The sequence below is a fragment of the Plantactinospora veratri genome (assembly GCF_036421995.1).
Taxonomy (GTDB): Bacteria; Actinomycetota; Actinomycetes; order Mycobacteriales; family Micromonosporaceae; genus Plantactinospora; species Plantactinospora veratri.
In genome coordinates this window covers 119,274-132,850 of sequence record NZ_JAZGQL010000036.1, presented here as the reverse complement: position 1 = coordinate 132,850, position 13,577 = coordinate 119,274, and the positions used below count along the sequence as shown (strand labels likewise).

The 13,577-nt window shown below is 73.1% G+C and carries 9 protein-coding genes; 7 read left to right on the top strand and 2 right to left on the bottom strand.

Annotation, left to right across the window (positions count from 1 at the left end):
- Positions 1–82 precede the first annotated feature (82 nt).
- The 6 genes from V1634_RS33090 to V1634_RS33065 all read left to right on the top strand — a co-directional run bounded on the left by V1634_RS33090 (position 83) and on the right by V1634_RS33065 (position 10,035).
- Positions 83–1,732, top strand: coding sequence for a glycosyltransferase family 4 protein (locus tag V1634_RS33090; RefSeq protein ID WP_331211553.1), 1,650 nt, complete (start codon positions 83–85; stop codon positions 1,730–1,732).
- A gap of 178 nt (positions 1,733–1,910) precedes the next feature.
- Entirely contained in the window at positions 1,911–3,545 is a 1,635-nt protein-coding gene (locus V1634_RS33085; protein WP_407951895.1) for a glycosyltransferase family 4 protein, read from the top strand.
- A 16-nt stretch (positions 3,546–3,561) separates the two neighbouring features.
- A complete protein-coding gene (locus tag V1634_RS33080) occupies positions 3,562–5,133 on the top strand; it encodes a glycosyltransferase family 2 protein (RefSeq protein ID WP_331211552.1) in 1,572 nt (523 codons plus the stop codon).
- 5 nt (positions 5,134–5,138) lie between these two features.
- Complete coding sequence (locus tag V1634_RS33075) at positions 5,139–6,422, top strand: nucleotide sugar dehydrogenase (RefSeq protein WP_331211551.1); 1,284 nt, start codon at positions 5,139–5,141, stop codon at positions 6,420–6,422.
- Positions 6,423–6,475: 53 nt separating this feature from the next.
- Positions 6,476–7,819: a glycosyltransferase gene (locus V1634_RS33070; protein ID WP_331211578.1), complete on the top strand. Its 1,344-nt coding sequence runs from the start codon at positions 6,476–6,478 to the stop codon at positions 7,817–7,819.
- Positions 7,820–7,821: 2 nt separating this feature from the next.
- The gene (locus V1634_RS33065) at positions 7,822–10,035 is read left to right on the top strand and encodes a glycosyltransferase (protein ID WP_331211577.1); all 2,214 of its coding nucleotides are present in this window, start codon (positions 7,822–7,824) and stop codon (positions 10,033–10,035) included.
- An 88-nt stretch (positions 10,036–10,123) separates the two neighbouring features.
- On the opposite strand, the gene V1634_RS33060 is transcribed toward V1634_RS33065, so the two are convergent.
- Both V1634_RS33060 and V1634_RS33055 read right to left on the bottom strand, forming a co-directional pair.
- A complete protein-coding gene (locus tag V1634_RS33060) occupies positions 10,124–10,666 on the bottom strand; it encodes an acyltransferase (protein WP_331211576.1) in 543 nt (180 codons plus the stop codon).
- Positions 10,667–10,710: 44 nt separating this feature from the next.
- On the bottom strand, positions 10,711–12,315 hold the full coding sequence (locus V1634_RS33055) for a hypothetical protein (RefSeq protein ID WP_331211550.1): 1,605 nt from the start codon (positions 12,313–12,315) through the stop codon (positions 10,711–10,713).
- A gap of 202 nt (positions 12,316–12,517) precedes the next feature.
- Here V1634_RS33055 and V1634_RS33050 point away from each other — a divergent pair, with 202 nt between their 5' ends.
- On the top strand, positions 12,518–13,573 hold the full coding sequence (locus tag V1634_RS33050; protein WP_331211549.1) for an App1 family protein: 1,056 nt from the start codon (positions 12,518–12,520) through the stop codon (positions 13,571–13,573).
- The last annotated feature ends 4 nt before the right edge of the window (positions 13,574–13,577 follow it).

Here is a 13,577-nt window from a genome sequence, read left to right as displayed (position 1 = left end):
TCGGCCGAGCCGATGGAATCTTCACCGGTTGCCGTACACTCGTCGCGTCCTCGGGCACCTTGGGAAGGCGGGAAGGCCAAAGATGGTGGTTGACGGCGCGGCCGGGATCTCCGACTCCCGTCGGCGGATTGTCATGCTGGTCGACAACGGGGTCACCGGTGACTCCCGGGTGCAGAAGGTCGCCCGCTCGGCCGCCGAGGCCGGCTGGGACGTCATCCTGCTCGGCTGCTCGCCGACCGGCCAGTCGCAGACCTGGCAGCTCGGCCAGGCCGAGGTTCGGCTGGTGCCGTTCCCGCAGCCGCTGGCGAAGAAGCGGCACGAGTTCCGCCGGGTCTTCCGGCGCGGGCCGCTGGCGTACCCGCCGAGCGGGATCGCCGAGCACCGCGCGCAGTGGGTCCGGGCCTGGCAGGCCGACCTGCGGGTCCGGGCCGCGCAGCTCGCCATCGCGAAGCGCACCGGCGGGCCGGTGCCACCCGGTGGCGCCCGGCGGCTGCGCCTGGAGGAGCGGGCGGCGGCGGTGCTGAAGAAGTGGGTCTCGTTCCGTTACTGGCAGCTCACCAGCGCCCAGCGGGCCCGGCGCAGGCTCGAGGGCCCGATCGACCGCTTCTACACCTGGTTCTGGCCCGCCGTGCAGGGTGACCGAAGCTGGCGGCGGCTGGAGCCCGGGCTCTGGGACTACGAGCTGGCCTTCGGTCCGGTGATCGACGAGCTGGCCCCCGACCTGATCCACGCGCACGACTACCGGATGGTCGGGGTGGGTGCCCGGGCGACGGTCCGGGCCAGGGCCGCCGGCCGGGACGTGAAACTCGTCTGGGACGCCCACGAGTTCCTGCCGGGGCTCAGCTCGGCGACCAAGCGGGGCCGCTGGCTGAAGGCGCACGTCGCGCACGAGCGCGAGTACGCGCCCTTCGCCGACGAGGTGCTGACCGTCTCCGAGGGGCTCGCCGAGCTGCTGAGGGAGTCGCACGGGCTGGCCGAAATGCCGACCGTGGTGATGAACGCGCCGGACGTGACGGTGCGGGACCGGTCGACCGAGTCCGGGGCGGACGAGCCGGTCACGGACATCCGCACCCGATGCGGGCTGGGCCCGGAGACGCCGCTGCTGGCGTACTCCGGCGGGATCGCACCGGTGCGCGGCGTCGACGTCATGATCGACGCCCTGCCGACGCTGACCGACGTGCACGTCGCGCTCGTCTCGGTGCCGCCGGGGAAGCGCTCGACCGCGTCGATCGACAAGCTGCTGGACCGGGCCGCCAAGCTCGGCGTGGCCGACCGGGTGCACCTGCTGCCGTACGTCCCGCACTGGCAGGTCTCCGAGTTCCTCTCCACCGCCAACGCCGCGGTGAGCCCGCTGGTGCACCTGACCAACCACGAGATCGCGCTCAGCAACAAGTTCTTCGAGTACTCGCAGGCCCGGTTGCCGATGGTGGTCAGCGACGTGCGGACGATGGCCGCGACCGTCCGCTCCACCGGGCAGGGTGAGGTGTTCCGGGCCCAGGACGTGCAGGACTACATCCGGGCGGTCCGGGCGGTGCTGGCGGACCCGGCGCGCTACCGGGCCGCCTACGACCGTCCGGGGCTGCTGGAGAGCTGGACCTGGGAGGCGCAGGCCCGGGTGCTGGAGGGGGTCTACCGGCGGCTGCTGCCCGGTCCTCCGCTCACCGTGCAACCGGATGTTCCGGGTCACCTCGTCACTACCGGTACGCAACGCACGCTCGAAACCACCGGCTGACCCGAGCGGCCCGCACCGGCGCCACCTGCGGGATCACCCCTCCGGCCGGTTGCCGTCGCGGCGCCGACGATGATCGATACGGGTCGACGGTCACGATCGGCAACCACGGCCGGGATTGCCGTACACTCGCCGGAGTCCTCTGGAAAGCCCCGACCGGAAGGGCAGCGAAGACACAGTCATGGAGTTCGACGGCGCCGCCGAGGCGCGGAGCGCGCGTGGGCGCGTGGTGATGCTGGTCGACAACGGGGTGAACGGTGACTCCCGGGTGCAGAAGGCGGCCCGTTCGGCCGCCGCCGCCGGCTGGGAGGTGATCCTGCTCGGCCGGTCCCCGCACGGGCAGCCGCAGAGCTGGCGGCTCGGCGACGCCGAGGTCCGGCTGCTGCCGATGCCGGATCCGCTGGCCCGGCGCCGCCACGACTACCGGCGCGCCTGGCTGCGCTGGCCGCTCGCCTATCCGCCGAACGGCATCGCGCCGTGGCGGGCGCAGGCCGCCAAGGCCCGCCAGGCCGACCTGCGGTTCCGGGCGGCGCAGCTCACCCTGGCCGCCCGGTCCGGCCGGCCCGACCCGCTCGGGCAGCGGCTGCTCCGGCTGCGGCTGCTCGCGGCCCAGGCGCGCCGCCGCTGGGTCTCCTTCCGCTACTGGCAGCTCACCCGGGCCCAGAACGGGCGCAGGTTCCGCAACCCGTGGGACCGCACCTACACCTGGTTCTGGCAGCGGATGCGCGGCGACGGGGCGTGGCGCCGGCTCGAACCGGGGCTCTGGGACTGGGAGCTGGCGTACGGGCCGGTCGTCGACGAACTGGCGCCGGACCTGATCCACGCCAACGACTTCCGGATGCTCGGGGTGGCCGCCCGAGCCAAGATCAGGGCACAGGCCGCCGGCCGGACGATCAAACTGGTCTGGGACGCCCACGAGTTCCTGCCCGGGCTCAAGCCGTGGCGGGACAACGCCCGCTGGCTGCCCGCGAACGTCGGTCACGAGCGGGAGTACGCCCGTTACGCCGACGCCGTGGTCACCGTCTCCGAGGCGCTGGGCGACCTGCTGCGCGGGCAGCACGGCCTGACCGAGCGTCCGGCCGTGGTGTTCAACGCGCCGGCCGTCGGTGACCGGCCGACCGGGGTCGACGAGCCGCCGCCGGAGATCCGCCGGCTCTGCGGGGTCGGGCCGCAGGTGCCACTGCTGGTCTACAGCGGCGCGGCGAGCAGCCAGCGCGGCATCGACATCACCGTGGCGGCGCTGCCGGAGCTGCCCGGGGTGCACGTGGCGCTGGTGGTCAACAAGCCGGCCGGCCCGCAGATGCAGGAGGTACTGCGCCGGGCCACCCGGCTCGGGGTGTCCGACCGGGTGCACGTGCTGCCGTACGTGGCGCACTGGCAGGTGGTGCCGTTCCTCTCCGGTGCCGACGTCGGGGTGATCCCGATCCACCACTGGCCCAACCACGAGATCGCGCTGATCACCAAGTTCTTCGAGTACTCGCACGCCCGGCTGCCGATCGTCGTCAGCGACGTGAAGACGATGGCCGAGACGGTCCGGTCGACCGGCCAGGGCGAGGTGTTCCGGGCCGAGGACGTGGCCGACTACGTCCGCGCCGTCCGGGCGGTGCTGGCCGACCCGGCGCGCTACCGGGCAGCGTACGACCGGCCGGGGCTGCTGGAGAGCTGGACCTGGGAGGCGCAGGCCGGAATCCTCGACGAGGTCTACACCCGGCTGCTGCCCGGTTCGGCCCGCGCCGGGGTCGGCTCGCCGGTCCCCGGCCCGCTGGCCGGTGCCCCGGGCGGCGGCTCCCGGCCGGCCGTCGGACTGCCGGCGTGAGGACGGCGGTGGTCTGATGGGTACCCCCGACGTCAGCGTGGTGGTGGCGGTCTACAACACCATGCCCTACCTCACGAAGTGCCTGAACTCGCTGGTTCGGCAGAGCATCGGCCGGGACCGGATGGAGATCGTCGCGGTGGACGACGGCTCCACCGACGGCAGCGGCCGGGAACTCGACCGCTTCGCCAAGCTCTATCCGGAGACGGTCAAGGTGGTCCACCAGGCGAACTCGGGTGGCCCGGCCGCGCCGAGCAACCGGGGCCTGGAACTGGCCACCGGTCGCTACGTCTTCTTCATCGGCGCCGACGACTACCTCGGGGACGAGGCGCTGGAGCGGCTGGTGGCCGCCGCCGACGAGTACGGCTCGGACGTGGTGCTCGGCAAGACGGTCGGGGTCAACAGCCGCAACATCCACCAGGCGGTCTTCGCCCGCAACGAGACCGATCTCGACCTCTTCGACTCGGCGCTGCCCTGGGCGCTGTCGAACACCAAGCTTTTCCGGCGGGAGCTGGTCGAGCGGCACGGGCTGCGCTATCCGGAGGACATGCCGGTCGGCAGTGACCAGCCGTTCACCCTGGAGGCCTGCTACCGGGCGAAGCGGATCTCGGTACTCGCCGACTACCGCTTCTACCACGCCGTACGCCGGCTCAACGCGCACAACATCACCTACCGGTCCCGGCACGAGGAGCGGCTGCGCTGCGCCGAGCAGTTGGTGGAGTTCGTCGCCGGGTTGATCGAGCCGGGCAAGCAGCGGGACGCGGTGCTGATCCGGCACTTCGCCTGGGAGGTCGCCCGGCTGCTGGAGGACGACTTCCTCCGGCTCGACCGGGCGGTGCAGGAGCGGCTGGTGGCCGGCATCCGAACGCTGGCCGACCGCTATCTGACCGACGACATCCGGGACCGGCTGGAGATCGAGGCGCGGTTGCGGATCTCCACCGCCCAGCGCGGCACCGTCGACGACCTGCTCGCGGTGATCCGGCAGGACGCCGAGGAGGGCGTACCCCCGACGATCGTCGACGGCGACCGTTGGTACGCCGGTTATCCGGGTTTCCGGGACGCCCGGCTGGAGATGCCGGACCGCTGGTTCGACGTCTCGGACACCGCGGCCGACTGGCTCGCCCGGATGGACGCGGTCGACCTGGCCTGGGACACCGCTCCGGACGGCAGCCGGGGCCTGACGGTCACCGCGCACACGCCGCGGCGCAACCTGGCCAGCCTCACCTCCGGTCCGATCGGGCTGGCCGCCGGTGACGTGGTCGGCAGCACCCTGGAGACGAGCCGGGACGCCGACGGCACCACGGTGAGGGCCCGGTTCCGGGTGGACCAGTTGCTTGCCGGGGTCGGGGTCGGCGGCACGCTGTGCACGGTCCGGTCCCAGTTGACCGCCTTCGGCACCACCGGGTCCAGCGCGCTGCGGATGCCGACCCGGCCCACCGCACCCCGCATGATCTTCCGTCGTGGGGTCCGGTTCTTCGTCATCACGCCCACCACGAGTCACCGTGGGCAACTTGTGATCGCAATAGCACCTGTCACGCCCCGCCGGGTCATGGCCCAGCTACGGCGCAGGTTGCCCAAGGGAGGAAAGTAGAAGGCATGAAAATCTGCGTTGTCGCTCTGGGGAAGATCGGCCTGCCGCTGGCCGTGCAGTTCGCCGACAAGGGGCACACGGTGATCGGCGCCGACGTCTCCGAGCGGGTCGTGAAGCTCGTCAACGACGGCGCGGTGCCGTTCCCCGGCGAGGCCGACCTGGACGTCAAGCTCAAGGAGGCGGTGGCGGCCGGTCGGCTCTCCGCGACCACCGACACCGCGTCGGCGGTCGCCGAGTCCGAGGCCGTGGTCGTGGTGGTGCCGCTCTTCGTCGACGCCGAGGGGACGCCGGACTTCGGCTGGATGGACGACGCCACCCGGGCGATCGCGGCCGGGCTCAAGCCGGGCACCCTGGTCAGCTACGAGACCACCCTGCCGGTCGGCACCACCCGCAACCGCTGGGCGCCGATGCTGGAGCAGGGCTCGGGGCTCAAGGTCGGCACCGACTTCACCCTGGTCTTCAGCCCGGAGCGGGTGCTGACCGGCCGGGTCTTCGCCGACCTGCGCCGCTACCCGAAACTGGTCGGCGGGGTGGACGAGGCGTCTGCCAAGCGGGGCGTCGAGTTCTACGAGGCGGTACTCGACTTCGACGAGCGCCCCGACCTGTCCCGGCCGAACGGTGTCTGGGACCTCGGCTCGGCCGAGGCGTCCGAGCTGGCCAAGCTCGCCGAGACGACGTACCGGGACGTCAACATCGGGCTGGCGAACCAGTTCGCCCGGTTCGCCGACACCGTCGGGGTCGACGTGATCAAGGTCATCGAGGCGTGCAACACCCAGCCGTACAGCCACATCCACTCGCCGGGCATCGCGGTCGGCGGGCACTGCATCCCGGTCTACCCCCGGATGTACCTCTGGAACGACCCCTCCGCGACCGTCGTGCGGGCGGCCCGCGAGGCCAACGCCGGGATGCCGGACTACGCCGTCGAGCTGCTCGCCGCCGCCTGGGGCGACCTGACCGACGTCGAGGTGCTGGTGCTCGGTGCGGCGTACCGGGGCGGGGTCAAGGAGACGGCGTTCTCCGGGGTCTTCCCGACCGTCGAGGCGCTGCGGGCCCGGGGCGCCCGGCCGTACGTCTCGGACCCGATGTACACCGCCGAGGAGCTGACCGCGCTCGGGCTGCCGGCCTACCAGGGCGAGCGGATCGAGGCCGTGGTGGTGCAGGCCGACCACGCCGAGTACCGCACCCTGGCCGAGACCGACCTGCCCGGCGTACGGGTGGTCGTCGACGGCCGCCGGGTGACCGACCCGGCCCGCTGGCCGAACGTACGCCGGATCGTCATCGGCGGCTGAGACCGGTATCCGTCCCCGGCGTCCCCGCCGCTATCCGACAGGAGTGACTCGCCATCGCCACGCCGTCCGCCCGGGGACGTTCTCGGCCTCCCCGGGTCCTCTATCTGTCGTTCTATTTCCCGCCGAGCCGGGCCAGCGGGGTCTTCCGGGCCCGGGCCACCGCCAACCGGCTGGCGGAGGACGGTTGGGACGTGACCGTCTTCACCGCGCCCCGGGAGTTCTTCGCCGAGCACCTCGGCGGGGCCAGTGACGAGACGCTGGAGGCCACCGTCGATCCCCGGGTGCGGGTCGAGCGGGTCACGCTCGGTGTGCACCACTGGGAGACCGACGTCCGTAAGTTCGGCTTCTTCCGGGGCATGTTCCCGAACGTCAGCGAGCGGATCTACCAGGCCGGGCAGCAGAAGATCTTTCCCGAGCACTATCTCGGCTGGCTGCCCGGCCTGCTCCGCACGGCGCTCAAGCGGCACCTGCGGCGCCGCTACGACCTGGTGCTGGCCACCGGTAACCCGTTCGTCTCGTTCGTGGCGGCGTGGGCGCTGGGCCGGATGCTCCGGATCCCGTACGTCGTCGACTACCGGGACGCCTGGACCTTCAACCAGTTCACCGAGGAGCTGATCTTCCCCGAGGGCAGCACGATGATGCGCTGGGAGGCGCGGGTGCTGCGGCACGCGGCGGAGAGCGTCTTCGTCAACGACGGCATGCGGCAGTGGCACGCCGAGCGCTATCCGTTCGCCGCCGACCGGATGAAGGTGGTGCCGAACGGCTGGGAGCCGGAGATCCTCGGCCGGGCGACCTTCCGGGCACCGGACCCGGAGCAGCCGCTGCGCTTCGGCTATCTGGGTACGGTCACCAACCACATGCCGCTGGACGTGCTCTTCGCCGGTTGGCGGCTGGCGAAGGCGCATCCGCTGCTCGCCACCGCCACCCTTGAGGTGCACGGGCACCTGGGCTTCTTCCCGCACAACATCGCCCCGCTGAAGGCGCGGATCGAGGAGGAGTCGGACCTCGGCGTCCGGTACAGCGGCCCGTTCGGCAAGACCGAGGCCGCCGGGGTGTACGGCCGGACCGACGTGCTGGTCTTCTGCGTACCGGGTGCGAGGTACGTGACCTCCGGCAAGGTCTTCGAGTACATGGCGACCGGCAAGCCGGTGGTCTCGGTGCACATTCCCGAGATCGCCGCCACCGAGGTGCTCTCCGGTTATCCACTGTGGTTCGCCGGCAAGCGGCTGGACGCCGAGAGTGTGGCCCAGTCGCTGATCGCCGCCGCCAAGGCCGCCCGGGATCTCGACGCCACGACGCACGAGGCGGCGGTCCGGCACGCGGAGACGTACACCCGGGCGGCGACGCTCGGGCCGTGGGAGGCCCGGCTGCGCCGGCTCGCGGAAGGGGCCCGGTGACGATGGCCTACTCGAACGTCCTCTACGTCGCGCTCGGTACCGAGCGGGTCCGGGCCGCGCGCTGGCACGTCGACCGGCTGGCCGAGCGCGGCGCCCGGGTCACGCTGGTGGTGCCGAACCATCCACAGTGGAAGAAGCTGGAGCCGCCGGCCGGGGTCACCGTGTGCAGGCTCGGCTCGACGGAGCCGCGCGCGGCGCTGCGGGCGGCCCGCCGGCTGCTGCTCGGCCGGAACGGTCCGCTGCGCGACGCCGACCTGTTGGTGGTCGGTGACCCGCAGGCGCTGCCGGTGGCCTGGGCCGCGCTGCGCCGCCGCCCCGACCTGGCGGTCCGGCTGGAGCCGGCCGAGGAGCCGGAGCGGCGTACCGCGCTCACCGATCTCGCGGTGGTCACCCCCTGGTACCCCTCGCCCGAGGACCCCGACTCGGAGTTCGTCCCGTCGGCACTGGGCGCGGTCGACCCGTCGGTCGAGCGGATCTCGGTGCTGCACACCGAGGAGTGGCCGTACCCGCCGCAGTCGGCGACCGCGCCGCACATCGACGTGGTGGTCGACCGGTTCGGTCCGAAGTGGAGCCTTCCGGTGGTGACGGACACGCCCCGGGGTGAACTGACCCGGGTAGCGGTGCCGAACCCGGTCCAGTCCCGGGCCTTCGCCGAACAGGCCGAGGCGAACCTGCGGGCGCTGCGGGCCGCGCTGCCCAGCGGGCGGGTCGAGGCTCCGCTGGTGCACGCGTACGGCGGGCTGGCCGGTGGGCTGCCGGCGGTCCGGCTGGCCCGGCCGGATGCCCGGGTGGTGGTCTCCGAGCAGTCGGAGCGGCTCTCCGAGCTGCTCGCCCAGCCCGCCGCGAAGAAGCTCTACGCCGAGATGCTCGGCCGGGCGGCGGCGCTGCTCTGCGTCAACCCGCAACTGCGGGACCTGGTCGCCGCACAGTTCCCGCAGTACGCGGAGAAGCTGCACGTCCTGCCCTACCCGGTGGACCCGGACCGGTTCCCGCTCCGGCCGACCCCGCCGGGCACCCTGCTCCGCTGGCTGCACGTCGGGGAGCTGCCGGACGAGCGAGCCGTCCGGGCCCTGCTGTCCGGGTTCGCCCGCAGCGTGGGCGGGGAGCCGGAGGCGACCCTCACCGTGGTCGGCGCCGGGGCGATGGCCGGGACGGTCCGGGCGCGCGCCCGCGACCTGGACATCGCCGACAGGGTCACGCTCCGGCCCGGCGTGCCGGCCGAGGAGTACCCGGCACTGCTGCACGGGCACGACCTGCTGGTGCACCTGGGCCGGCACGAGACCTTCAGCGCGGTGGTCGTGGCGGCCGTCGTCACCGGGCTGCCGGTCTTCGCCACCCGCAGCCCGGGTGCCGAGGACGTCCTCGGCGGTGTCGAGCCGGCCGCCGGCCTCCTGGTCGACCTGACCAACGATCCGAAGGTGGTCGTCGAGAGCTACCGGGAACTGCGCGAACGGCTCGGCACGCTGAACCCGGCGGCGGCCCGGACCGCCCTGCTCGCCCGGTACGGCCGCCAGGCGGTCGCGGCGGCGCTGCGCAGGCACTACGGCCTGGATCAGGAGCCGCTCTCAGCCGCTGCACCGCTCGCGGAGTCCGCCGGTGCCGGGGTGCCGGCGGTCGGCGGGACCCGCTCGGGGCAGCTCCCGGGGCCGGTCCCCGGGGACGCCGACCGGGTGGTCGTGGTGGCGATCAGCGCCGGCAACGTACGCCGGAGCAAGGCCTTCACCCACTCGGTGGTGGCCCGGGGCATGCAGGTCGACCTGATCACCGCCGACCCGGGCGCGGCGAACCGGGTGGGGCTGGGACACAGCGTCCGGATCCATCCGCTGGCCGGGCACGAGGAGCGCCGCCCGCTGCTCCGGGCCGAGCAGTTGCTGCTCCGGAAGGCGCCGGGCAAGATCCTTTCGGTGGCCCGGAGCCGCACCCGGCGGATGTCGGCGCTCCGGCCGGAGCTGACCGTGGCGGTCGCGCAGTGGGCGCACAACCGGGCGGCGGGTGCCTTCCACCAGAAGGTGTTCAACCGGGGCTACCAGGTGGTCCGCCCGCTGGTGCTGTGGCGGATCGCCCGGCGCCAGGCGGTGCCGAAGCTCGACCTCGGGCGTACCCGTCGGGTGGTGGTCTCCGGCGTCGACGGCGTGACCATCGGCTGGAAGCTCGCCCGCCGGCACCCGAAGCTGCCCGTGACCACCTCGCTGGCCTGGGCAGACGACGAGAGCTAGTCGGCGGAGCCGCCACCGCACCGGTATGCCCGGCGGGCGTGATACCACCAGGTCATCACGATGACTCGGTGGTATCACGCCCGGAGGACTACAGATCCTGCGGCGGGTTCTCCCGGTCCCGGGAGACGACCTGGCCCTTGACGTCGACCCAGCCGAGCGGACGGGCCGGGTTGCCGGCCACCAGCTGGTGCGGCTTGACGTCCCTGGTCACCACCGAGCCGGCGGCGATCATCGCGTACTCGCCGATCTCGATCCCGCAGATGATGGTGGCGTTCGCGCCGATCGAGGCGCCCTTGCGGACCACGGTCGGGGTGATCTGCCAGTCCGGGTTCTGGGCCCGCGGTCGCAGGTCGTTGGTGAACACCGCGCAGGGGCCGACGAAGACCTCGTCCTCGATCGTCACGCCCTGGTAGACGGAGACGTTGTTCTGGATCTTGACCAGGTCGCCGACCACGACGTTCGCGTCCACGTAGACGTTCCGGCCGATCACACAGTTCGCGCCCACCTGTGCGGTGGAGCGGACGTGGGCGAGATGCCAGACCTTGGTGCCGTCGCCGATCCGCGCGCCCTCGTCGACCTCGGCCGATGGGTGCACGAAGACCGTGTCGGGGAGGGCGGGAGGCTCGTTCATCGCTTGAGTCACGGCTTCGCAGGATACGGGAGTGGCCCGGCCGGTCAGCCCGGGGGACGGAGGGTCGACTCCGGCAGGTAGACGGTGTGCTGCCCGACCCGGCTGACCCGGGCCGGCACACCCGAGCGGCGCAGGTGGGCCTGGAACGCGACGTCCGCGGGCGCGCCGGCCTCGAAGACGAAGGCCGGCCGGTCGGCGGCGCCGACCCGCCTCGGGTACGCCGGATAGCGGTCCTGCCCCGGCCGCAGGTTCTCGCCGAGCACCGCGCAGGCGACCCGTTCCCGGGTGACGAACACCAACCGGTTGCAGGTCCAGTACTCGGCGTACACCGCGCTGACCCCGGCCCCTTCCAGGGTGCGGGCGAGCTGCCGCTGCTGCCGCTCCTCGGCCCGGATCGTGCCGATCTCGCCCACCAGGTGACCGGTGGTGCCGAACAGCAGTACGACCAGCAGGGCGAGCAGGGCGGTGCCGACGATCCCGGCCAGCCGGGTCAGCGGCCCGGCGGCGAGCCGCCCCGCCCAGCGGGCGACGAGCCAGAGCGGCCAGAGTACGGCGGGCAGGGATATCTGCAGGATCGACAGGTACCGGGCGCTGGCCAGCGGTGCGCTGCCGGCGAGCGAGCTGCGGGCGTACGCCGCCACGGTGAGCGCGGCGCCGAGCACCAGGGCGAGTTGGGTGGCGTGGCCGACCCGGGCCGGGGCGCCGGCCCGGACGAGTCCGACCGCCGCCAGTGCCCCGGCGGCGAGCAGCAGCGCCAGGTAGAGCCCGCCCCAGGACATCTCGACGGCGTCGCAGCCCTCCGGTCGGCAGAGCCCGGTGGCGAGCGGGATGCCGACCAGCAGCGCGCCGTGCAGCCGGGCGGTACCCGGGGTCGCCTCCGCCTCGCCCTCGCTGACCTGTCGCAGTACGGAGATCGAGTCCTGCCCGGCCGGCGCGGTGAGGTTGTCCACCAGCAGCGGTGCGACCCCGAGCAGGAACCCGGCGACCAGTACGGCACCGGCCGGCCCGAGCAGGTCCCGCCAGCAGCCGACCAGCAGGACGCCGAACGCGACCACCAGGTAGGGCAGGACCAGCCAGTCGTCCCAGACGCAGAGCCCGGTGACCAGACCGAAGAGCCCGAAGAGCCCGAGGGTCCAGAAACGTCCCCGGTTCCGTCGCCGGCCGAGGGCGAGCGCGATCAGCAGCAGGCCCAGCACCGCGGGCTTCACCTCCGGTCGCCCGCCGACGGCGGTGATCTGGTCCCGGATCACCCGCTCGCCGCCGAGCGCGAGTATCCCGACGGTGAAGGTGGCCAGCCAGGGGGAGTAGAGCCGCCGGGTGAGCCGGTACGCCAGGTAGAGGAAGGCGGCGTACAGGAAGAGCAGGGGGATCCGCAGCGGGATCCAGCCGGCGCCGAAGAGCAGGAAGAGCGGCGCGGCGAGATAGCTCTGCACGGTACCCATGTAGTGCTGGCCGTAGAGGAAGACCGGCAGTTCGCGGCCGTCGGCGATGTGCAGCGCGGCCAGCCCGAAGGTGGCCTCGTCACTGTTGGAGCCGGGCACGGTGAGCAGGATCAGCGCGAGCCGGTAGCCCAGGCCGAGCAGGCCGAGGCCGAGCGCCACCGCGCCCGGCCGGTCGAGCGCTCGCCACAGCCGCGCCGCGCGCGGCACCGACACCGACACCCCCGCGCCCCCGTCGCCGTCCCGCCTCGAAGTCTCGCACGGCGCCCCGGGCCGGAGGTCGGGATCGGCGCAGGTCGCGCCACATCCACCCGGTCCGCCGGCCGGCCCGCGAGGCCGGTCCGGAAGCTTCCCGGCGGGTTAGTTGATCTGTCTCGTAGCCGGACCGGTTGCGCTGTGGCAGGGTGGCTAGGTGTCGCTGATACCCGCCGGTCCGGCGCCCGTGTCCCGGCTGCACCGTGCGGCCCGGATCGAGGACGCGGTGCACCAGTTCATCGAGCGTCGCCTGGGACAGGGCGGCTGGGACGCCACGATCATCCCGTACGCCGGTTACGGCGCCCCGGGTTGGATCCGGGTGCTGGGCCGGGTCCTGCTGACCCGGTTACGCGGCCGACCTCAGCGCCGGCCGGAGAAGGTGCGCGGGTGGCGTAGCTTCGCCACCCTGCCGGTGCAGAACGCGCCGGTGGTGATCGAGGCCGGTGGACGCCGGCACGAGGCCCGGTCCGACCGGAGCGGCTTCATCGACCTCGTCGTCGAGGCCGACCTCGCGCCCGGCTGGCAGAGCGTGCGGCTGACCAGCCCCGGCGCCGAGCCGGTCGACGCGCCGGTCCGGATCGTCGACCCGGCGCTGCGGATCGGGGTCCTCTCCGACATCGACGACACGGTGATGGTGACCGCGCTGCCCCGGCCGCTGCTGGCCGCCTGGAACACCTTCGTGCTCGACGAGCACGCCCGGATGGCGGTACCCGGTATGGCGGTGCTCTACGAGCGACTGGTCAACGCGCACCCCGGCGCCCCGGTGCTCTACCTCTCCACCGGTGCCTGGAACGTGGCGCCGACGCTGACCCGGTTCCTCTCCCGGCACCTCTATCCGGCCGGCCCGCTGCTGTTGACCAACTGGGGTCCGACGGCGGACCGCTGGTTCCGCAGCGGGCGGGAGCACAAGCGGGCCACCCTGACCCGGCTGGTCCGGGAGTTCCCGGAGATCCGGTGGCTGCTGATCGGCGACGACGGGCAGCACGACCAGGAGATCTACGCCGAGTTCGCCGCCGAGCACCCGGACAACGTGGCCGGGGTGCTGATCCGGCGGCTCTCCCCGACCCAGGCGGTGCTGGCCGGCGGGTTCCCGGCCCCGGCCGGCGGCGCCGACGGTGGTACCCCGGCGGCCGGCCTGCTCGGCGAGCGGTGGTTCTGCGCGCCGGACGGTGCGGGACTGTGGCGCCTGCTGCGGGAGGCGAACCTGGTCTGAGCCG

Bases quoted from the DNA above. Each gene is read 5' to 3' on its own strand.
- V1634_RS33060 (WP_331211576.1), bottom strand. From the start codon at position 10,666: ATGAACGAGCCTCCCGCCCTCCCCGACACGGTCTTCGTGCACCCATCG.
- V1634_RS33075 (WP_331211551.1), top strand. From the start codon at position 5,139: ATGAAAATCTGCGTTGTCGCTCTGGGGAAGATCGGCCTGCCGCTGGCC.
- V1634_RS33085 (WP_407951895.1), top strand. From the start codon at position 1,911: ATGGAGTTCGACGGCGCCGCCGAGGCGCGGAGCGCGCGTGGGCGCGTG.
- V1634_RS33080 (WP_331211552.1), top strand. From the start codon at position 3,562: ATGGGTACCCCCGACGTCAGCGTGGTGGTGGCGGTCTACAACACCATG.
- V1634_RS33065 (WP_331211577.1), top strand. From the start codon at position 7,822: ATGGCCTACTCGAACGTCCTCTACGTCGCGCTCGGTACCGAGCGGGTC.
- V1634_RS33090 (WP_331211553.1), top strand. From the start codon at position 83: ATGGTGGTTGACGGCGCGGCCGGGATCTCCGACTCCCGTCGGCGGATT.